At 65.7% G+C, this 18,217-nt stretch carries 20 protein-coding genes; 14 read left to right on the top strand and 6 right to left on the bottom strand.

What is annotated here, in order from left to right; all coding sequences use genetic code 11:
* Window positions 1–100: 100 nt before the first annotated feature.
* Both M2343_RS10050 and M2343_RS10055 read right to left on the bottom strand, forming a co-directional pair.
* Window positions 101–979 carry a LysR substrate-binding domain-containing protein gene (locus tag M2343_RS10050; RefSeq protein WP_181558738.1) on the bottom strand — a complete coding sequence of 293 codons (879 nt, stop codon included), beginning with the start codon at window positions 977–979 and terminating at the stop codon, window positions 101–103.
* A 96-nt stretch (window positions 980–1,075) separates the two neighbouring features.
* The gene (locus M2343_RS10055; RefSeq protein ID WP_264576533.1) at window positions 1,076–2,293 is read right to left on the bottom strand and encodes a DUF418 domain-containing protein; all 1,218 of its coding nucleotides are present in this window, start codon (window positions 2,291–2,293) and stop codon (window positions 1,076–1,078) included.
* Between the two features lie 84 nt (window positions 2,294–2,377).
* On the opposite strand from M2343_RS10055, the gene M2343_RS10060 reads away from it, so the two are divergent.
* The 3 genes from M2343_RS10060 (at window position 2,378) to M2343_RS10070 (ending at window position 4,942) form a co-directional block, all read left to right on the top strand.
* The gene (locus tag M2343_RS10060) at window positions 2,378–3,184 is read left to right on the top strand and encodes a methyltransferase domain-containing protein (RefSeq protein ID WP_264576534.1); all 807 of its coding nucleotides are present in this window, start codon (window positions 2,378–2,380) and stop codon (window positions 3,182–3,184) included.
* Window positions 3,177–3,710 (top strand): GNAT family N-acetyltransferase, encoded by a 534-nt coding sequence (locus M2343_RS10065; protein WP_264576535.1) that lies wholly within the window; start codon window positions 3,177–3,179, stop codon window positions 3,708–3,710. Before M2343_RS10060 ends, M2343_RS10065 begins: the two co-directional genes overlap by 8 nt.
* A 131-nt stretch (window positions 3,711–3,841) precedes the next feature.
* A complete protein-coding gene (locus tag M2343_RS10070) occupies window positions 3,842–4,942 on the top strand; it encodes a CAP domain-containing protein (protein WP_264576536.1) in 1,101 nt (366 codons plus the stop codon).
* A gap of 42 nt (window positions 4,943–4,984) precedes the next feature.
* Here M2343_RS10070 and purL read toward each other — a convergent pair whose 3' ends face one another.
* On the bottom strand, window positions 4,985–7,222 hold the full coding sequence (gene purL / locus M2343_RS10075; RefSeq protein ID WP_181558734.1) for a phosphoribosylformylglycinamidine synthase subunit PurL: 2,238 nt from the start codon (window positions 7,220–7,222) through the stop codon (window positions 4,985–4,987).
* Window positions 7,223–7,364: 142 nt separating this feature from the next.
* Window positions 7,365–7,742: a hypothetical protein gene (locus tag M2343_RS10080; protein WP_181558733.1), complete on the bottom strand. Its 378-nt coding sequence runs from the start codon at window positions 7,740–7,742 to the stop codon at window positions 7,365–7,367.
* 124 nt (window positions 7,743–7,866) lie between these two features.
* Here M2343_RS10080 and M2343_RS10085 point away from each other — a divergent pair, with 124 nt between their 5' ends.
* The 5 genes from M2343_RS10085 to queA all read left to right on the top strand — a co-directional run bounded on the left by M2343_RS10085 (window position 7,867) and on the right by queA (window position 11,469).
* Window positions 7,867–8,112: an exodeoxyribonuclease VII small subunit gene (locus M2343_RS10085; protein ID WP_264576537.1), complete on the top strand. Its 246-nt coding sequence runs from the start codon at window positions 7,867–7,869 to the stop codon at window positions 8,110–8,112.
* Window positions 8,113–8,119: 7 nt separating this feature from the next.
* Window positions 8,120–9,022 carry a polyprenyl synthetase family protein gene (locus tag M2343_RS10090; protein WP_264576538.1) on the top strand — a complete coding sequence of 301 codons (903 nt, stop codon included), beginning with the start codon at window positions 8,120–8,122 and terminating at the stop codon, window positions 9,020–9,022.
* A gap of 10 nt (window positions 9,023–9,032) precedes the next feature.
* Entirely contained in the window at window positions 9,033–9,551 is a 519-nt protein-coding gene (gene coaD / locus M2343_RS10095) for a pantetheine-phosphate adenylyltransferase (RefSeq protein WP_181558730.1), read from the top strand.
* 77 nt (window positions 9,552–9,628) lie between these two features.
* Window positions 9,629–10,345 carry a peptidylprolyl isomerase gene (locus tag M2343_RS10100; protein ID WP_264576539.1) on the top strand — a complete coding sequence of 239 codons (717 nt, stop codon included), beginning with the start codon at window positions 9,629–9,631 and terminating at the stop codon, window positions 10,343–10,345.
* A gap of 92 nt (window positions 10,346–10,437) precedes the next feature.
* Window positions 10,438–11,469 (top strand): tRNA preQ1(34) S-adenosylmethionine ribosyltransferase-isomerase QueA, encoded by a 1,032-nt coding sequence (gene queA, locus M2343_RS10105; RefSeq protein WP_264576540.1) that lies wholly within the window; start codon window positions 10,438–10,440, stop codon window positions 11,467–11,469.
* A gap of 20 nt (window positions 11,470–11,489) precedes the next feature.
* Here the strand turns inward: queA and M2343_RS10110 are convergent, their stop codons facing one another.
* Window positions 11,490–11,897 (bottom strand): DUF1489 family protein, encoded by a 408-nt coding sequence (locus M2343_RS10110; RefSeq protein ID WP_264576541.1) that lies wholly within the window; start codon window positions 11,895–11,897, stop codon window positions 11,490–11,492.
* An 86-nt stretch (window positions 11,898–11,983) separates the two neighbouring features.
* Entirely contained in the window at window positions 11,984–12,322 is a 339-nt protein-coding gene (locus M2343_RS10115; RefSeq protein WP_319799402.1) for a GIY-YIG nuclease family protein, read from the bottom strand.
* 239 nt (window positions 12,323–12,561) lie between these two features.
* On the opposite strand from M2343_RS10115, the gene cobA reads away from it, so the two are divergent.
* The 6 genes from cobA (at window position 12,562) to M2343_RS10145 (ending at window position 17,986) form a co-directional block, all read left to right on the top strand.
* Window positions 12,562–13,362, top strand: coding sequence for a uroporphyrinogen-III C-methyltransferase (cobA, locus tag M2343_RS10120; protein ID WP_264576542.1), 801 nt, complete (start codon window positions 12,562–12,564; stop codon window positions 13,360–13,362).
* A gap of 4 nt (window positions 13,363–13,366) precedes the next feature.
* Entirely contained in the window at window positions 13,367–13,666 is a 300-nt protein-coding gene (locus tag M2343_RS10125; protein WP_181558725.1) for a DUF2849 domain-containing protein, read from the top strand.
* Between the two features lies 1 nt (window position 13,667).
* Window positions 13,668–15,299, top strand: a complete 1,632-nt coding sequence (locus tag M2343_RS10130; RefSeq protein WP_264576543.1) for a nitrite/sulfite reductase — start codon at window positions 13,668–13,670, stop codon at window positions 15,297–15,299.
* Window positions 15,292–15,732: a DUF934 domain-containing protein gene (locus M2343_RS10135; RefSeq protein ID WP_264576544.1), complete on the top strand. Its 441-nt coding sequence runs from the start codon at window positions 15,292–15,294 to the stop codon at window positions 15,730–15,732. The genes M2343_RS10130 and M2343_RS10135 overlap by 8 nt, the downstream gene beginning before the upstream one ends.
* Window positions 15,725–16,504: a phosphoadenylyl-sulfate reductase gene (locus tag M2343_RS10140; RefSeq protein ID WP_264574460.1), complete on the top strand. Its 780-nt coding sequence runs from the start codon at window positions 15,725–15,727 to the stop codon at window positions 16,502–16,504. The genes M2343_RS10135 and M2343_RS10140 overlap by 8 nt, the downstream gene beginning before the upstream one ends.
* A gap of 297 nt (window positions 16,505–16,801) precedes the next feature.
* Window positions 16,802–17,986: an NAD(P)/FAD-dependent oxidoreductase gene (locus M2343_RS10145; protein WP_264576545.1), complete on the top strand. Its 1,185-nt coding sequence runs from the start codon at window positions 16,802–16,804 to the stop codon at window positions 17,984–17,986.
* The last annotated feature ends 231 nt before the right edge of the window (window positions 17,987–18,217 follow it).

Genomic DNA, 18,217 nt, shown 5'->3' on the forward strand with positions numbered 1-18,217 from the left:
GTGCGTGTGCGACCTTCTGCCCGTTCGAGCGAAGGCACGCCATAAGGGTGTCAGCGTTTACAAATCGTCGACAGCGCAGACCGACGACGGCCCGGCCCGGTCAGATTTCTGCGTTGATCACCCAGTCGTGGAACATGCGCACAGCGCGCTTTTCCATGGCTTTGGGGCGGCAGACGAAGAAATAGCGATAGGGGCTTTCGACATGATAATCGAACAGCCGCACGATCCGGGGGTCATGCGCTTCCTTGAAGTGGCGCCCATGCATCGCGGCGATGCCGAGTCCTTGCGCCGCCGCCTCCAGCATCAGCGCACCCGAATCATAATAGTCGATCGACGCCGGCGTCAGATTGGGCAGGCCGACCGCTTCCTTCCAGACGTCGAACGTCGCCGACATGTCGCGGTGAACCAGCAGGGTCTGGCGGGCGATGTCCTCAGGGCGCGTGACCGGCCGGGGGCCTTCCAGCAAGGTTTTCGACCCGATGAGATAGACAAGATCGCGATCCAGCTCGCGCCCGTACAACGAGGGATCGACATCCCGCGCCAGCACGATGGCCGCGTCCAGCCCTTCTCCCAGGCGCGCGATGGCATTGGGGCTGGTGTCCACGTCCAGATGGAGATCGGGATGCTGCTTGTGCAGCTCGCCCAGCCGCGGGAACAGGCGTTGGCTGGCGAACAATGGCAACATGCCCAGTCGAACCCGCATCGTCCGCGCGCCGCCGGTAGCACTCTCGATAGCCGCGCCCAGCGCATCGAGCGCGGGCGCGATTTCCTTGATCAGGGCATGGCCGTTCTGATTGAGTTCCAGCTGCTGGTGTTTGCGCTCGAAGAGGTTGTAGCCGAGAAATCGCTCGAGCGCCTGGATACGGCGGCTGAGCGCGGGGGCGGACAGGGCCAGTTCCTCGGCCGCGGCCTTTACCGAGCCGGTGCGGGCGACCTGCACAAAAGCCTCAAGGGCGGTGAGAGGGGGAAGCCTGCGCATCGATGTTAACGGGACCCAAGTTTATGCTGCATTGCACAACTATGCCGCAAGCGTTCAGCCGACGCCAGAGCGTTTTGAGCCTTTGTTATCTCAACGCTATCCGCGACGCGACGCCAGACGCCAGAGCCGTTCGACAGGCCCCTGCCCCATCGATCGCCGCCAGAGGACCGACCAGGCGAGCATGACGGTCCACATCGCCAGCACGACCAGCAAAAGCTGCGTCCGTGTCAGCGCCCCGAACAGCCCTCCGCCATAGCCGTAGAACAGGCCGGTCATCAGCAAGCTGGTGAGCAGGTAATTGGAGAGCGCCAGCCGGCCAATCGTTGCAATGGCCCGAACCAGCGGCGCCTGCGGATGTTGCGCCGCCAACCCCATCGCCATCGAGGCCAGAGCGACGGCCAGGGGCAGACGCAGCGGCACCGACCAGCCGAACAGGGCCGCCTGCGCCGCGAGCGGATCGCCCGACAGCAGCACCCAGATGCCAAGGCCCGCCATCGGCACCAGGCCGACCAGCATCGCCCGGTGCCATGTCGCGCGATATTGGGGGACCGGCCACTGGCCCGCCATGAAGCCGCCCTTGAGCATCGCCATGCCAAGCGCGATGAAGGCCAGACATTCGGGCCAGGAATAGAGGATCTGATTCAGCGCCGCCCGCGGCGCGGCGCCGATCCGCTCCGCAAAAATGCCGGCATAGCCGCCGGTATAGAGCGCGATCTCATTGGCAACCGCCCGGCTCGCCCCCATGCCGGCCGAGTCCGCATAGGCCTGCCAATGCTCGACGATGGTCGGTGCGGCTCCCGGTGCCAGCGCCGCTGCGCGGAGCGAGAAGGCGGGCCATACCGCCACCAGATTGATCACCCACTGGAACAGCAGCAGGGCCAGCGCGAGCTTGATCAGGCCGAGCGTCTCGAACCGGATGAACAGGGTGGCGATCAGGCCGCACAGGGCCAGCTGGACGAGGATATCGCCCGACCAGAGCAGCAGATAATGCGCTATGCCGATGGGCAGCAGCCACAACATCCGCCGACGATGCGCCTGCAGCCCATCCCGGCCGTTCATCTCCGCCGACTCGATCACCAGCAGGATGGACGCGCCCAGCAGCATCGCGAAAATCGCGCGCATCTTGCCATCGACCAGCAGGAAGGTCGCGAACCAGGTCGCCAGATCCGCTGGCCCTTGCGTCCCCACCGTGAACGGGTTGAACCCCGCTACAGAGGGCAGCCCGAAGGTCACGATATTGCCGAGCAGGATGCCCATCACGGCGCACCCCCTCAGAAAATCCAGTCCCTCGATCCGAAAGCCCTCATCGGCCATGCGCTATGCTGTCCCGGTTGCGGGCCGGGCGCTTGAGCGGGCCGGCGCCTTGTTCGATTGGTCGTTGCTCTATCGCCTTTTGGCGTGACGTCCACCCCAAGCTGGTGCATTCGCGCAGCGATGGTCAGCGACTGCAAGACACGCATCGGCGCCGCATTCGGCGCGGCGGCGCCCCGCTATGAGGGCGATGCCGGCGTGCACCGCCATGTCGCCATGCGCCTGCTCGATTTTGCGACGGGCGGCACCGATACCGGTGCGCGCGATCCGGCAACCGTGCTGGAGATCGGCTGCGGCACCGGCCTGCTGACGCGGCTGATTGTGGAGCGCTGGCCGGATGCGAAGATCACCGCCACCGACATCGCGCCCGGCATGATCGCGGCGATGCGTGAGGCCGGCAGCCCGGCGCGGCTGCTGCTGATGGATGGAGAACGCCCGGATCTGGGCACCGAGCGCTTCGACCTCATTCTCTCCAGCCTCGCCTTCCAGTGGTTCGAGGATTTGCCGGCGGCCCTCGCCCGCCTGCACGGCCTTTTGGCGCCGGGCGGGAGCCTATGCTTCGCCACGATGGGCGCCGAGAGCTTCAGTGACTGGCGCGCGGCCCATGCGCGCGAAGGGCTGGTCTGCGGCTTACGCGACTATCCGAGCCGCGATGAGGTGGCCGCGATGGCGCAGGCTTTGGGCCAGTGCGATCTTGCCGAGGAGCTGGTTCCGCTGCACGCGCCTGGCGGGCTGGCGCTGGCCCGGCATTTCCACGCCATCGGCGCGCGGGTGCCGCAGCCCGGCTATCGCCGCCTTGCGCCCACTTCGCTCCGCCGCGTGATGGCGCGGTTCGATGCGGATGGCGGGGCTTCAAACTACCACATCATCTATGGCAGGCTGTGGCATGACTGATCGACCGACCCTGCGCAGGGCAGTAGCCGAGGATGCCGAAGCCCTGGCGAGGCTGAAGCTTACCTGCTTTCGCGAGACCTTTCTGGAGGACTTCGCGGTCCCCTATCCGCCCGATGACCTCGCCCGGTTCGAAATTGAAGCCTATGGCACGCAGGCCGTCGCCCGCGAACTGGCAGACCCGACCCACGCCAGCTGGGTGTGCGCCACCGCGTCTGGAGAGCTGGTCGCCTACGCCCATGCCGGGCCGAGTAAGCTGCCGCACCCGGAGGTCAGCGCGCACTCCGGCGAACTCTATCAACTCTACGTCCGTCGCGGCCATCAAGGGTACGGGTTGGGAGGCGCCTTGCTGAAAAGCGCGCTGGATTGGCTTGCAGAGCGCTATCCGGGGCCAAGCTGGCTGGGCGTCTGGTCCGGCAATGACCGGGCGCAGGCAGTCTACGCGGCCGCCGGCTTCCACAAGGTCGGCGATTATCTGTTCCACGTTGGTGACCACCGCGACGAGGAATATATTCTGCGCCGCGACTGAAAGCGATGCAGCGTTTCTGCCGCCCGACGAACCGCAGCCCCGTTTAGAGTTTTGCCATAGTTCCGCGCCTAGCCTGCGCCAGAACGACACGGTGCCAAAAGCCGTGGCAAAGCTGGGAACGGACGGACAAGATGCGGGCTGCAGAAATCCTCAACAGGTCGGACGTGCCGCGCGGACAGCGGATATGGATGGGCCTCGCCTCAAGCCTGCTGGCCCTTTCGCTGGCCGGCTGCGGTGGCAGTGACAGTGGCGGTGGCGGCAGCGGATCGACGCCGATCACGGTCGCGCCGACACCAACCCCCACGCCAGCGCCGACCCCGGCGCCCACACCCACGCCAAGTCCTACGCCGACGCCGACCCCCACCCCAACGCCGACAAGTTGGACGGCGGCGGCGGCCGCGCTCTACGATACGCAACCGAATGTCGCCTCGTGCAACACCGGCGTGCTCAAGACCAGCGTGCGGATGGACATGCTGGCCAAGGTGAACGCGGTGCGCGCCCTGCATGGGCTTCCCGCCGTCGTTTACGCTGCGTCTGCCAATCAGGGCGTCGACGATTCCTCGCTCATGATGGCCGCGAACAGGACGCTGGACCACAATCCCCCACCCACATGGACATGCTACACGACCGCAGGTCGCGACGCCGCCGGCTCGGGCAATCTCATCGGCGGATGGGGGTCATTGCCATGGCGGACCGAAGACGATCTGCTGGCGGGGTGGATGACGGAGCGCAATAGCCTCTCGATCGGCCACCGTCGCTGGATCCTGAACCCGTTCCTCGGTCAGATCGCCTACGGGCGGTCGGTTTATCAGCTGCCTTCGGGCGAACGCGCAGATGGCGCGACGATGAAGGTCTTTGGTTTCAGCACCAGCGTCGCGGCACCAGCCCCGAGCAGCTTGCCCGATTTCATCGCCTATCCGCAGGGCAATTATCCGCAGCGTTACTTCGGCGCGAGCGACATTCTCTCATTCACCGTGCTCGCCAACAAGACCGGGGCCTATGGCGCCAACGGAAACGTCGGCTTTAGCGGCGCCATCATCACGGTCAGCAGCGGTGGCACGAGCCTGCCTGTCACCAACGTGAAGTATGACAATGACGGATATGGGGTGCCGAACAACATCGAGTGGCGCGTGACGGGCCTGCAGGCCAACACGACCTACACCGTCAAGATTGTAGGCATCACCGGCGCCCCGCAGAGCGGCTACGAATACACTTTCCGCATGGTGCCCTGACCCGGCCGCATGGTGCCCTGAGCCGGCACCGACGGGCGCCGGTCAGGCGTCCATCAGGGCCGGGAAGAAGCCTTCATGCGCGGTGCGCAGATCGGCCAGCGCGACCGAGTGATCGCTCTCGGGCAGCTCGAAGATGATGCGATTGGCAATGGTGCGACCCAGCCGCGCGACCGTGACGCCGCGCGCCTCGGCATGGCTGAGCATCTCGACCAGCGCCGCATCGCGCACCGTCACGACATACAGGCCCTGATCCTCGGCGAAATAGGTTTCCGCCGTCGTGCCGGCCAGCGGCTGATCGAGGATCGCGCCGATGCCGCCGGCAAGCGCCATCTCCGTCACCGCGACGGCGACGCCGCCATCCGACACATCGTGACAGGCCGTGATGGCGCCGCAGCGAATGGCCTCGCGCACGAAATCGCCGGTCCGGCGCTCGGTGGCGAGATCGACCGGCGGCGGCGGTCCCGCATCACGGCCTTCCAGCCCATGGACCTGCCGCAGCCAGAGTGACTGGCCGAGCGATCCGGTGCGCTCTCCGACCAGAAAGATGATGTCGCCGACATCCTTGAACGCGATGGTGCACATCCGCTCGACATCCGGGAGCAGGCCGACCCCGCCGATCGCCGGCGTGGGCAGGATCGCGCTGCCGCCGCCCGTCGCCTTCGACTCATTGTAGAGCGAGACGTTGCCCGACACGATGGGATAATCGAGCGCCCGGCAGGCCTCGCTCATGCCCTCGAGACAGCCAACGATCTGGCCCATGATCTCCGGCCGCTGCGGATTGGCGAAGTTGAGGCAGTTGGTGATGGCGAGCGGCTGGCCGCCCACTGCCGTGATGTTCCGCCACGTCTCGACCACCGCCTGGCGGCCGCCCTGCACCGGATCGGCATAGCAATAGCGCGGCGTGCAGTCGGTGCTCATCGCCAGCGCCTTCCTGGTGCCGTGCACGCGCACGACGGCCGCGTCACCACCGGGCGCCTGCGCGGTGTCGGCGCCGACCATGTGGTCATATTGCTCCCAGATCCAGCGGCGCGATGCGAGATCAGGCGAGCCCATCAGCGCGAGCAGATCGGCTGCCGGGTCCTTACTATCCGGCGCGCTGGCGAGCGGCGCGAGCGGCGGGGTCGGCACATGCGGGCGATCATAGAGCGGGGCATCGTCGGCCAGCGGGCCGAGCGGGATGTCGCACACCGTCTCGCCATGATGGACCAGCACCATCCGACCCGTATCGGTCACTTCGCCGATGACCGCGAAATCCAGCTCCCATTTGTGGAAGATCGCCTCGGCAAAGGCCTCCTTGCCGGGCTTGAGCACCATGAGCATCCGCTCCTGGCTCTCCGAGAGCATCATCTCATAAGCGGTCATGCCGGTTTCGCGCTGCGGCACCTTGTCCATGTCCAGCCGGATGCCGACGCCGCCCTTGGACGCCATTTCCACCGACGAGCTGGTCAGGCCTGCCGCGCCCATGTCCTGAATCGCGACGATGGCGTCAGACGCCATGAGTTCGAGGCACGCCTCGATCAGCAGCTTCTCGGTGAACGGATCGCCGACCTGAACGGTGGGGCGCTTCTCTTCGGAGTCCTCGCCGAAATCGGCCGAGGCCATGGTGGCGCCATGGATGCCGTCGCGCCCGGTCTTGGAGCCGACATAGACGATCGGATTGCCGACGCCGGAGGCTGCGGAATAGAAGATCTTGTCCGTCTCAGCGACGCCCACCGTCATCGCGTTGACGAGGATGTTGCCATCATAAGCGGCATGGAAATTGGTCTCGCCACCGACCGTCGGCACGCCCACGCAATTGCCGTAACCGCCAATGCCACGCACCACGCCGGAGATGAGGTGCTTCATGCGCGGATGATCGGGCCGCCCGAAGCGCAGCGCGTTCATGTTCGCGATCGGGCGCGCGCCCATGGTGAACACATCGCGCAGGATGCCGCCTACGCCGGTCGCCGCGCCCTGATAGGGCTCGATGTAGCTCGGGTGGTTATGGCTCTCCATCTTGAAGATGGCCGCCTGCCCATCGCCAATGTCGATGACACCGGCATTCTCGCCAGGGCCGCAGATCACCCAGGGCGCCTCGGTCGGCAACTTCTTCAGGTGGATGCGGCTGGACTTGTACGAGCAGTGCTCGCTCCACATCACCGAGAAGATGCCAAGCTCCGTGATATTCGGCTCGCGGCCGATGGCGTTGACAACGCGCTCATATTCCTCGGGAGTGAAACCGTGTTCGGCGACGATTTCGGGGGTGATGCCTGAGGCGCTTGGGGTGGTGCTGGTCGACATGAGCGGCCTTTATCGCCGCCAGCGGGCGGGCACAACCGCCCGATCGGCCCTCGTAACGAAAAAGGCCGACCCTCTCGGGTCGGCCATTCTTTGAGCATCGGCCCGCCAGGGCGGACCGTGCGGTTGAACCAAGATCAGCCGGTCAGCCCGCCTTGCAGGCCTGACCGTTATACGTGACCGTCTCGCCGGCGCCTTCCAGCTTCGTCGCGCCATCGGCGGAAACGAAGGGCTGGCCGGCTTCCGGTGCCTTGAGACCGGTGATCGGGCCGCCACGTTCGGTGCGCAGGTTCGCCGTCACATCGTCCGTCATGAAGTCGACGAAGATCAGGCTGTTGTCCTTGCAGCGATAGGTGGTGCTGGCACGGAGCATGGGGGGCAGGGCGACGTTGCCGGCATTAGCCAGTTCCGCAGCCATTGGGTCATTCGTGCCAGTGTTGAAGGTTTCAGGCTCGGACTTGCACGCAGACAAGGCGAGCGCGGCCGCGCAAAGCGCGATTGAGGGGTATGTGAGGGTTTTCATAGCCCCGCGGCTATTGCGATTCGCTCCCGCGAGGTCAACTTGATTTGCGTGACAATACGCCATTTTTCGGGGGACCGCTGAGAGCACGCTTGACCCTGTGGGGGAGCCGGGTCAATGCATGGGCATGGCAGACGAGACCGAGAACGGCACCCTCAGCTTCGAGGACGCGCTCAAGCGCCTGGAGGCGATTGTCCAGCAACTGGAGCGCGGCGACGTGCCGCTGGACCAGTCCATCACCCTCTATCGCGAGGGCGAGGATCTGCGGCTGCAATGCCAGAAGCGGCTCGATGCCGCGCAGGCCCGGATCGAGCAGATCACGGCGAGCGCCGATGGGTCCGCCGCTCGGACCGCCCCTTATCCCAGTGAATGATCCGCTGATGCGCCAGGACGCCGGAACCCGGCTCGAAACCGCCCTGACGGAGATTGCCGAGGCGATCGACGTGCAGTTCGACCGGCTGCTGCCGGTGCCGGAGGACCAGCGCGCGCGGCTTTATGAAGCGATGCGCTATAGCGCCATCGGCGGGGGCAAGCGCCTGCGCCCGCTGCTGGTGAAGGCAAGCTGCGACCTCTTCAACATTGGCTGGGAAAGCGCGGTGCGCGCCGGCCTCGCCGTCGAGTGCATCCACGTCTATTCGCTGATCCACGACGATCTGCCCGCGATGGACAATGACGATATGCGGCGCGGCAAGCCGACGGCCCATCGCGCCTTCGATGAGGCGACGGCGATCCTCGCCGGCGACTGCCTGCACGATCTCGCCTTCGCGGTGCTGGCGGACGAGCGCACGCACGCTGATGCCGCCGTGCGCTGCGAGCTGATCGCCAGCCTGGCCCAGGCCAGCGGTCCGGCAGGCATGGCCGGCGGGCAGATGATGGACCTTGTCGCCGAAACGACGCCGTTCGATCTTCCGGCCATCACGCGACTGCAATTGCTCAAGACCGGCGCGCTCATTGTCTTCTGCCTGGAAGCCGGCGCCATTTTCGCACGGATTCCGGAGGAGCGACGCACGAGCCTGCGCGGCTATGCGCATGATGTCGGCCTCGCCTTCCAGATCGCCGACGATCTGCTGGACATCGAAGGGGATGCCGCCGTCACCGGCAAGGCCGTGGGCAAGGACGCCGCTGCTGGCAAGGCAACCTTCGCCTCATTGATGGGCGTGGAGAAGGCCCGGCAGCAGGCATCCCTGCTGGTGGCGCAGGCCAAGGACCATCTGCGCGATTTTGGCGAGGAAGCCGATCTGCTGCGCGACATTGCCGATTTCGCGATCAGCCGCAGCTATTAAGGACGCGCACATGGTTCACCGCATCGGCCTTTATCCGGGAACCTTCGACCCTATCACGCTCGGCCATATGGACATCATCCGGCGCGGATCGAAACTGGTCGACAGGCTGGTGATCGGCGTGACGACCAATCCCAGCAAGTCGCCTTTGTTCACGCTGGACGAGCGGCTGGCGATGATCCGGCGGGAATGTGCGGGAATCGATGCGGATATTGACGTGCGGCCCTTCGATTCGCTGCTGATCGATTATGCCCGCTCGGTCGGGGCTTCGCTGATCCTGCGCGGCCTGCGCGCGGTTGCGGACTTTGAGTATGAGTATCAGATGGCAGGCATGAACCAGTATCTCGATGCCAGCATCGAGACGGTGTTCCTAATGGCCGACGTAGCGCTGCAGCCCATTGCCTCGCGTCTGGTTAAGGAAATCGCAGGGCTGGGCGGCGACATTGGCAAGTTCGTTTCGCCCGGTGTTCGCACCGATGTGATGGCCCGGCTCGGCATGAGCGTCGACGTCGGCAGAGCAGACGAGACTTGACGGGTCATCATTGGTTCAGCCATGCGACGCTAGTTGGCGGCCGGGCCCGGTTCGGCCGTGAAATGAGGATGGACGACATGCGTGTTACCCGACTGTTTGGCTCCGGCATTGCGCTTGCCGCCGCCTGCGGCCTCATGCTGGCCAGCGCCAATTCCGCGCAGGCCCAGCCGGGCGGCGGTGCGCAGGATGCCCTGGCGAAGGCCGAAATGGCGGCCCGCGCGCAAAAGGATGCCGACGCCCTGCGCGAGGACGCGGAGAAGTCCACGGACAAGCCGCTCGTCGCGATGACGCCGGTCACGCCCGAAAACACCTGGGTGCTGACCCTCTCGGACGGCGCCACCGTGCGCATCCTGCTCCGCCCGGACGTGGCCCCCGGCCATGTCGAGCGGATCAAGACGCTGACGCGGGAGGGCTTCTACAACGGCCTCAAGTTCCACCGCGTGATCGATGGCTTCATGGCGCAGGGCGGCGACCCCAAGGGCGACGGCACCGGCGGATCGCCCCTGCCAGACCTCAAGCAGGAGTTCAGCTGGCTGCCGCACATGCGCGGCACCGTCTCCATGGCGCGCGCGCAGAGCGATGACAGCGCCAACAGCCAGTTCTTCATCATGCTGATGCCGCGCATGCAGCTGGACCACAAATATACGGTTGTGGGCCGGGTGATCGATGGCATGGCCGGTGTCGACAAGATCGCCAAGGGCGAGCCGCCGGCCCAGCCGACGACCATCGTGCGCGCCTATATCCAGAGCGATCAGCAGGCCGCCGCGCCCGCCGGCAGCGACACAGCAGGCTGAGCGCGCCGATACGCGCGAGGGATTACCGGCCAGCCGCACCGCGCTGACCGGTACCTGTTCAATGCCCGGCCCACGCGCTAAGGGCGCCAGCCATGCGCGTTGACCTTTTCGATTTCGACCTGCCGCCCGAGCGGATTGCCCTGCGTCCGGCCTCGCCCCGCGATGCGGCCCGAATGCTGGTGCTCGAAGGCCAGGACGGGGGCCTGCGCGACATGGGCGTGCGCGATCTGCCGACCGTGCTCCGTGCCGGCGACTGCCTTGTCTTCAACGATACGCGCGTCATCCCCGCCCAGCTGGAGGGGCAACGCGGCGAGGCAAAGGTCGGGGTGACGTTGCACAAGCGCCTGGGACCGCGCGACTGGCAGGTCTTCGTGCGCAACGCCAAGCGAGTGCGGCCCGGCGACATCATCGCCTTCGCGCAAGGCGTAGAGGCACAAGCCGGCGAGCGGGACGCCGATGGCGGCATGACACTCAGCTTCCTGGGTGACGAGCCGGTAGAGCTGCTGCTGGAACGCGCCGGCCAGATGCCCCTGCCCCCTTATATCGCCAGCAAGCGGCCCACCGACCAGCAGGACCGCGAGGACTATCAGACGATGTTCGCGCAGGAACCGGGTGCCGTCGCGGCGCCTACCGCAGCCCTGCACTTCACGCCCGGCCTCGTCGCAGCGCTCGCCCAGGCCGGTATCGGGCAGGCTACGCTTACCTTGCATGTCGGCGCCGGCACCTTCCTGCCGGTCAAGGCCGACGATACCGACGAACACCGCATGCATGCCGAATGGGGGCGGATCGACCAGGCCACGGCGGATCGGCTGAATGCGGTCCGCGCTAACGGCGGGCGGCTGATCGCGGTCGGCACGACCAGCCTGCGCCTCCTCGAAAGCGCCACCGGGGAAGATGGCATCATCCGGCCGTTTGCGGATGAGACGCGCATTTTCATCACGCCCGGCTATCGCTTCCGCGCCATTGACGGGCTGATGACCAATTTTCACCTGCCGCGCTCGACATTGTTCATGCTGGTCAGCGCGCTGATGGGGCGTGAGCGGATGCAGGCGGCCTATGCTCACGCGATCGCGCAGGGTTATCGCTTCTACAGCTATGGCGATGCGAGCCTGCTGCTCCCCTGAGGGCGGGCAGCAGCGGGGGCCTAGATCAGCCCGAGCCGGCCGAGATCGGCCGCCAGCTGATCGGGCAGCATGTCGCCGCCCTCGCCATCTCCCATGTCCGGCGGCGCATCCTCGTCAGCCAGATAGCGCCAGCCTTGATGGGCGCGCTTGGGTCGCGGCACCACCGGGATAAGCCGCGGCGCAAGGCGTATCCATTGCCGCCCGTCCGACCGCGCCTCGAACCCGAGCAGCGGACTGCGCCCGACGATCTGATGCGCCAGCACCCAATAGAGCGATCCGCCCGCCATCTCTTCATGCCGCTTGGGCAAATAGCGCGTCGTCAACCGCGCCTCGCCACCCTCTCCGGCCTGTGCATGGCTCTCCAGCCAGTCCCGCAAAGTGGCGGCGCTCTCCGACTGAAAGGCGATCTTGGTCATATGAAGGGGCATGATGCCGATCTAGGGCTTGGGGGCGAATTGGCAATGGCGGCGGTTGGTCGATTTGGAGGATGCGGCCGGCTCACGCGATATCTTCGTCATTCCCGCGAACGCGGGAATCCAGTCAATCGAGCGGCGCAAAACCGAGGCTGACTGCAAGGTCCGGCCAATCGGGATTTGGCTTGCTCGATCAGATCAAGTTTCCAAGCTCTGCGACACTTCTTGATCTGCTTCTCGCGTAGGATCGCATGTTTCATCGTCGCGTGCTGCTCGAACCAGACCAACAGCTTGACTCCATGTTCCGCCGAAAAGCCGCCGAAGGTTTCAGTACGGTGCTGAGCCACGCGCTGCATCAAATCGGATGTCACGCCCAGATAGAGCGTCCCATTGCGGCGCGACGCCAGCAGATAGGCATAAGGTTCGATGCTCCGCTTCATGGCGAGCTCGCTACTGGATTCCCGCGTTCGCGGGAATGACAGGTGAGTGCCCCGTCCCGACAGCCAGTCGCCACCCACTCGCAGACAGCAGACCTCCCCACATTCATTTCCATCCCTCCGTCATAACGAAGCATCCACCACCTCGCCCAAGCCACCCAAAGCCCCCACAATAGTTTCGCTTCGGCCTGCTAAAGCAAGCGTCGGTTGCGGGCTTGGGTCCTCGAACGCATCTACCACCCATGGCGCACTCTGAGTCCTTTACGGCCGGCACGGTCTATCTCGTTGGCGCAGGTCCGGGCGATCCTGATCTGCTGACGGTGCGTGCTGCCCGTTTGATCGGCCGGGCGAGCCTGATCGTGCATGACGGTCTGGTCGATGCCGCCATCCTCGCTCTGGCTTCGCCGGAGGCGGAGCTGATCTCAGTCGCCAAGCAACGCTCGCGCCATTCGATGAAGCAGGAGGCGATCAATTCGCTGCTCGTCGGCGAGGCGCTTTCGGGCCGTGATGTCGTGCGCCTCAAGGGCGGCGATCCCTTCATTTTCGGCCGTGGCGGCGAAGAGCTGGAGGCCTGCCGCGAGGCTGGTGTGCGCTGCGAGGTCGTGCCCGGCATCAGCGCGGCGGTCGGCGGCGGCGCCAGTGCCGGCCTGCCACTCACGCATCGCGAGGATGCCAGCATCGTCAGCTTCGTCGCGGGGCAGTGCAAGGGTCTTTCCGAGCAGAATTGGGTTGGCCTTGCCGGGCCCGGACGCACGCTCGTCATCTATATGGGCCTCGCGACCAGCCAGGATATTGCCGAGAAGCTGATGCGCGACGGGCTCTCGCCCTCGACGCCGGTCGCGGTCATTGAGAAAGCGACGCGCCCCGATCAGCGCGTGCTGCGCAGCCTGCTCGCCGATCTCGGCGATCTTGTGGCGCGCGAGGCGGTCGCGAGTCCGGCGCTGATCGTGGTGGGCGAGGTCGTGCGGCATGCCGATGCGCTCGATTGCCTGCCGCTTGGATCATTTCACATTCAGCACAGCACAGGTGCGGGGAGCCACTGACGACATGAATATCCTGACCGGCAATGATCTCGCCACCGGCGACGTCATCTGGTGGACTGGCCAAGGCTGGTCCATCCATGTGAACGACGCCGTGGACGTCGGCGAGAAGGGCGCGGAAATCGCCCAGGCCGAAGCCGCCGCGCGTCGCGTGAACGAAGCCTATGTGATCGACGGCGAGCAGGATGGTGAGGGCAATATCCGCCCCGCCCACATCAAGGAGCGCATCCGCGCGCTCGGCCCGACCGTGCGCCTCGACTTGAGCCTCAAACCCGCCGACCCCAATGCCGGCAACTGGGTGATCTGACATGTACCAATATGACACTTACGACCAGGCGATGGTGGATGCCCGCGTTGCCGAATTCCGCGACCAGACCAAGCGTCGCCTCGACGGGCAGCTGAGCGAGGCGCAGTTTCGCCCGCTCCGCCTGATGAACGGCCTGTATCTCCAGCTGCACGCCTATATGCTGCGCGTCGCCATTCCCTATGGCACGCTGTCGGGCAAGCAGATGCACATGCTCGCCCACATCGCGCGCAAATATGACCGCGATTACGGCCATTTCACCACCCGCCAGAACATCCAGTATAACTGGATCAAGCTCGCGGACGCGCCGGATATTCTGGCCGATCTCGCATCGGTGGAGATGCACGCCATCCAGACCAGCGGCAACTGCATCCGCAATATCTCGTCCGACCAATATGCCGGCGTCTCCGCCGACGAGGTCGCCGATCCGCGCCCGCTCGCGGAGTTGCTGCGCCAGTGGTCGAGCTTCCACCCGGAGTTCACCTATCTGCCGCGCAAGTTCAAGATCGCGGTGATCGCGAGCGCAGAGGATCGCGCGGCCATGCGCCTGCACGATATCGGCATCGAGCTGGTGAAGAAGGATGACGAGATCGGCGCCCGCGTGTTCGTCGGCGGCGGCATGGGCCGCACACCGATGGTTGCGCCGGAAATCCGCGACTTCGTGCCCTTCGCGGAGATCGTCTCCTATCTGGAGGCGTGCCTGCGGGTCTACAATCGCCACGGCCGGCGCGACAACAAGTACAAGGCGCGTATCAAGATCCTCGTCCACGAGATGGGCCGGGAGGAATATACCCGCCAGGTCGAGGAAGAGTTCGCGCACATGAAGACGCTCGGGCTCGATCCGCCGCTGGCCGAACTGGCGCGCATTGCCGATCACTTCGCGCCCCCCGCCTATGAGAACGGCCTCTCGGACGAGATCGACCTCTCCGACCGGGATTTCGCGGCCTGGGTGAGCACGCAGGTGAAGCCGCACAAGGTGCCGGGCTATGCCATCGTCAACATCAGCCTCAAGCCCATTGGCGGCATTCCGGGCGATGCCTCCTCCGCGCAGATCGACCTGATGGCCGACCTGGCCGAAAAGTACAGCTTCGATGAGCTGCGCGTCACCCACGCCCAGAACATCGTGCTGGCGCATGTCAAGAAGGCGGATCTCTATGCGCTGTGGAAGGCGCTGGAAGAAGCCGATCTCGGCACCGCCAATCTCGATCTCATCAGCGACATCATCGCCTGCCCGGGCCTGGATTATTGCAGCCTTGCCAATGCGCGCTCAATCCCGGTCGCGCAGAAGATCGCGCAGCGTTTCTCCGATCTCGATCGGCAGAAGGAGCTGGGCGAGCTGAAGCTGAAGATCAGCGGCTGCATCAACGCCTGCGGTCACCACCATGCCGGCAATATCGGCATTCTCGGCGTCGACCGGAAGGGTGTGGAGAATTATCAGCTCCTGCTCGGCGGTTCCGGCGCGGACGATGTCAGCCTTGGCCAGATTACTGGTCCTGGTTTCGACGAGAACGGCATTGTCGATGCGGTCGAGAAGGCCACCAACGTCTATCTCGCCAACCGGCAGGAGGGCGAGCGCTTCGTCGACACCTTCCGCCGGATCGGCATGGCCCCGTTCAAGGAGGCACTTTATGCTTGAATATCTGTCCCTGCGTGAAGGCGGCGAGGCAGCCGAACTGCCCGCCGTGACGCTGGAGGCCTTTTCCGGCCAGAGCAATTCGGCCGCGGTGCGTATCGAGCCGGGCGAGGACGCCCGCGAATTGCTGCCGCATCTGGACCGCGTGGCGCTGGTGGAGGTGAACTTCCCCGTATTCGGTGACGGACGCGGCTATTCGGCGGCGCGCATCCTGCGTGAGGCTGGCTATGCCGGCGAGTTGCGCGCGGTGGGTGATGTCGCGGTCGATCAGATCAGCCATATGGTTCGCTGCGGGTTTGACAGCTTCCGGCCGGACAAGCCGCTCGACCCTGCGCTGGTCGAGGCAGCGCTCAACCGCTTCCCCGGCGTCTATCAGAAGACCGTCGATCCGCGCGCGCCGATCTGGGCGCAGCGCCACGGAGCAAGCAATGGCTGAAGCCGCTCGCCAGATCGACCGGATCGACGCCGCCCCGCGCTGGACGCAGGCGGATGCGGACGCGCTCAACGCGCGCTTCGCGGGCGTGGATGCGGGCACGATGCTCAAGACGCTGTTCGCCGAGGATGCGCTCGGCACGGTCGCCGTCGTCTCCTCCTTCGGCACGGAAAGCGCGGTGCTGCTTCACCTCATCGCGCAGGCGGACAAGAGCGTGCCGGTGATTTTCGTCGATACGCTCAAGATGTTCCCCGAGACGCTGGACTATCGCGATACGCTGATCCGCACGCTCGGCTTCACCGATAGCCGCGTGGTCGAGCCGAAGGCCGACGTGCTGGCGGCGAAGGACGACAAGGGCCTGCGCTGGTCCTACGACCCCGATGGCTGCTGCGAAATCCGCAAGGTCGAGCCGCTGGCGCGCGCCAAGCAAGGCCTCGATGCGTGGATTAGCGGGCGCAAGGCCTTCCAGTCCGTGACGCGCCAGAACCTGCCGCGCTTCGAGATCGAGGACGGGCGCCTGAAGATCAATCCGCTGGGCGATTGGGACAAGGCGGCGCTGGAAGCCTATTTCACCGCGCACGACCTGCCCCGCCATCCGCTGGAAGCACAGGGCTATCTGTCGATCGGCTGCGAACCCTGCACCAGCAAGGTGATGCCGGGCGAAGACCCGCGGGCCGGCCGCTGGCGCGGCTGGGACAAGGTGGAATGCGGCATCCACACCAGCTCGACGCCGCTGGCGGACCCCGAAGACCCGGCCAACCAGCCGGCGTTTTGAGGGGGAAACTCGGCGTCGAAAGCCTCGGGGCCTGTCCGGGATTGCCGCTTGATCTATCGTCACCCCGGGCTTGACCCGGGGTCCAGCTAACTGAAATAGCCCTCTCCCCTTGAGGGGAGAGGGTTGGGAGAGGGGAAACTCGGCACAGCAACTCGCCCCTCTCTACTCCGGCTAGCCGATAAATCGGCAAGCCTGCGTATCTCTCCCCTCAAGGGGAGAGAGTAACTTGCCGGTCAAGCTTCCAAACCTGGTCGTCACGGCGTAGGCATTGCGCCTCACCCCCAGCCGAAAGCCCCCATGCCCACCTCCCCCACCCCCTATGACGCCATCATCCTGGGCGCCGGCGCAGCGGGGTTGATGTGTGCGGCGGTGGCCGGGCAGCGAGGACGCAAGGTGCTGCTGCTCGATCATGCCAACGAGCCGGGCAAGAAAATCCTCATTTCCGGTGGCGGGCGGTGCAACTTCACCAATCTCCACACCGCGCCGGATCGCTACCTCTCCAGCAATCGCCATTTCGCCAAGTCGGCGTTCAGCCGCTACACCGCGCAGGATTTCCTCGCGCTGGTCGAGCGCTACGGCATCGCCTGGCACGAGAAAACGTTGGGGCAACTCTTTTGCGACGGTAGCGCGCGGCAGATCGTCGCCATGCTCCTGGAGGAATGCGCGAAGGGCGCGGTCGACATCGCCTGCGCCTGCCCCATCCGCGAGGTCACCCATGCCGATGGCCAGTACCACGTCAACACACCGCGTGGCATCGCGACCGCGCCGGCGCTGGTCATCGCCACCGGCGGGCCGTCCATTCCCAAGATGGGCGCGACCGGCTTTGCCTATGATCTCGCCCGCCAGTTCGGCCTCAAGGTCGTGCAGCCCCGCCCGGCGCTGGTGCCGCTGACCCTCAGCGGCGACGATGCGCTGTTCCGGGAGCTGTCCGGCGTCTCGGCCGATGTCGTTGCCCGCACCGGCAAGACGCGCTTTCGCGAGGCGGCACTGTTCACGCATCGCGGGCTTTCCGGCCCGGCGATCCTGCAAATCTCCTCCTACTGGCGCCACGGCGAGGGCGTTGGCATCGATTTTCTGCCCGATCATCCGCGCGACTGGCTGCTTGCCGCCAAGCGGGAGGCCCCGCGCACGACCCTGCGCCGCCTGCTCCGCGCCGCGCTGGCGGAGCGCCTCGCGGACCGGCTGGCAGCCGATCTTGCGCTGGAGGCGGAGCTCGGCAATCTGCCCGACCGCGCTCTTGCCGCCGCGCAGGCGCGTCTGGCGGACTGGACGTTCATGCCAAACGGCAGCGAGGGCTATGCCAAGGCGGAGGTGACGGCGGGCGGCGTGGATACGGCCGGTCTTTCCTCGCAGACAATGGAGGCCAAGGCCGTGCCGGGGCTTTATGTGATCGGGGAGGCGGTGGATGTCACCGGGTGGCTGGGCGGCTATAATTTCCAGTGGGCGTGGGCCAGCGCCCATGCGGCGGGCCAGGCTATTTAAGTCCGCCGCACCATCATCGCACCCCAAGTGCTCCTGCGAAGGCAGGAGCCCAGGGCGGAGAAGCCGGTCGATTGCGCCCTGGGTTCCTGCCTTCGCAGGAACACGAGATCAGCTACAACCGCCGCTCATCCCCGTTCGTGTCGAGCGGAGTCGAGACACCCAAGGACAGCGCTCTCCGTGTCTCGACTTCGCTCGACACGAGCGGCACCTGAAGGTTCGGGGCTAGCCCCT

Source organism: Sphingobium sp. B8D3B, assembly GCF_025961875.1.
Taxonomy (GTDB): Bacteria; Pseudomonadota; Alphaproteobacteria; order Sphingomonadales; family Sphingomonadaceae; genus Sphingobium.

What these genes read in the sequence shown, in the direction of transcription:
- cobA (WP_264576542.1), top strand. Translation starts at nt 12,562, where the DNA reads ATGGCGCACTCTGAGTCCTTTACGGCCGGCACGGTCTATCTCGTTGGC.
- M2343_RS10070 (WP_264576536.1), top strand. Translation starts at nt 3,842, where the DNA reads ATGCGGGCTGCAGAAATCCTCAACAGGTCGGACGTGCCGCGCGGACAG.
- M2343_RS10100 (WP_264576539.1), top strand. Translation starts at nt 9,629, where the DNA reads ATGCGTGTTACCCGACTGTTTGGCTCCGGCATTGCGCTTGCCGCCGCC.
- coaD (WP_181558730.1), top strand. Translation starts at nt 9,033, where the DNA reads ATGGTTCACCGCATCGGCCTTTATCCGGGAACCTTCGACCCTATCACG.
- M2343_RS10065 (WP_264576535.1), top strand. Translation starts at nt 3,177, where the DNA reads ATGACTGATCGACCGACCCTGCGCAGGGCAGTAGCCGAGGATGCCGAA.
- M2343_RS10050 (WP_181558738.1), bottom strand. Translation starts at nt 979, where the DNA reads ATGCGCAGGCTTCCCCCTCTCACCGCCCTTGAGGCTTTTGTGCAGGTC.
- M2343_RS10115 (WP_319799402.1), bottom strand. Translation starts at nt 12,322, where the DNA reads ATGAAGCGGAGCATCGAACCTTATGCCTATCTGCTGGCGTCGCGCCGC.
- M2343_RS10055 (WP_264576533.1), bottom strand. Translation starts at nt 2,293, where the DNA reads ATGGCCGATGAGGGCTTTCGGATCGAGGGACTGGATTTTCTGAGGGGG.
- M2343_RS10140 (WP_264574460.1), top strand. Translation starts at nt 15,725, where the DNA reads ATGGCTGAAGCCGCTCGCCAGATCGACCGGATCGACGCCGCCCCGCGC.
- M2343_RS10110 (WP_264576541.1), bottom strand. Translation starts at nt 11,897, where the DNA reads ATGCCCCTTCATATGACCAAGATCGCCTTTCAGTCGGAGAGCGCCGCC.
- M2343_RS10135 (WP_264576544.1), top strand. Translation starts at nt 15,292, where the DNA reads ATGCTTGAATATCTGTCCCTGCGTGAAGGCGGCGAGGCAGCCGAACTG.
- M2343_RS10085 (WP_264576537.1), top strand. Translation starts at nt 7,867, where the DNA reads ATGGCAGACGAGACCGAGAACGGCACCCTCAGCTTCGAGGACGCGCTC.
- M2343_RS10080 (WP_181558733.1), bottom strand. Translation starts at nt 7,742, where the DNA reads ATGAAAACCCTCACATACCCCTCAATCGCGCTTTGCGCGGCCGCGCTC.
- purL (WP_181558734.1), bottom strand. Translation starts at nt 7,222, where the DNA reads ATGTCGACCAGCACCACCCCAAGCGCCTCAGGCATCACCCCCGAAATC.
- M2343_RS10125 (WP_181558725.1), top strand. Translation starts at nt 13,367, where the DNA reads ATGAATATCCTGACCGGCAATGATCTCGCCACCGGCGACGTCATCTGG.
- M2343_RS10090 (WP_264576538.1), top strand. Translation starts at nt 8,120, where the DNA reads ATGCGCCAGGACGCCGGAACCCGGCTCGAAACCGCCCTGACGGAGATT.
- M2343_RS10130 (WP_264576543.1), top strand. Translation starts at nt 13,668, where the DNA reads ATGTACCAATATGACACTTACGACCAGGCGATGGTGGATGCCCGCGTT.
- M2343_RS10145 (WP_264576545.1), top strand. Translation starts at nt 16,802, where the DNA reads ATGCCCACCTCCCCCACCCCCTATGACGCCATCATCCTGGGCGCCGGC.
- queA (WP_264576540.1), top strand. Translation starts at nt 10,438, where the DNA reads ATGCGCGTTGACCTTTTCGATTTCGACCTGCCGCCCGAGCGGATTGCC.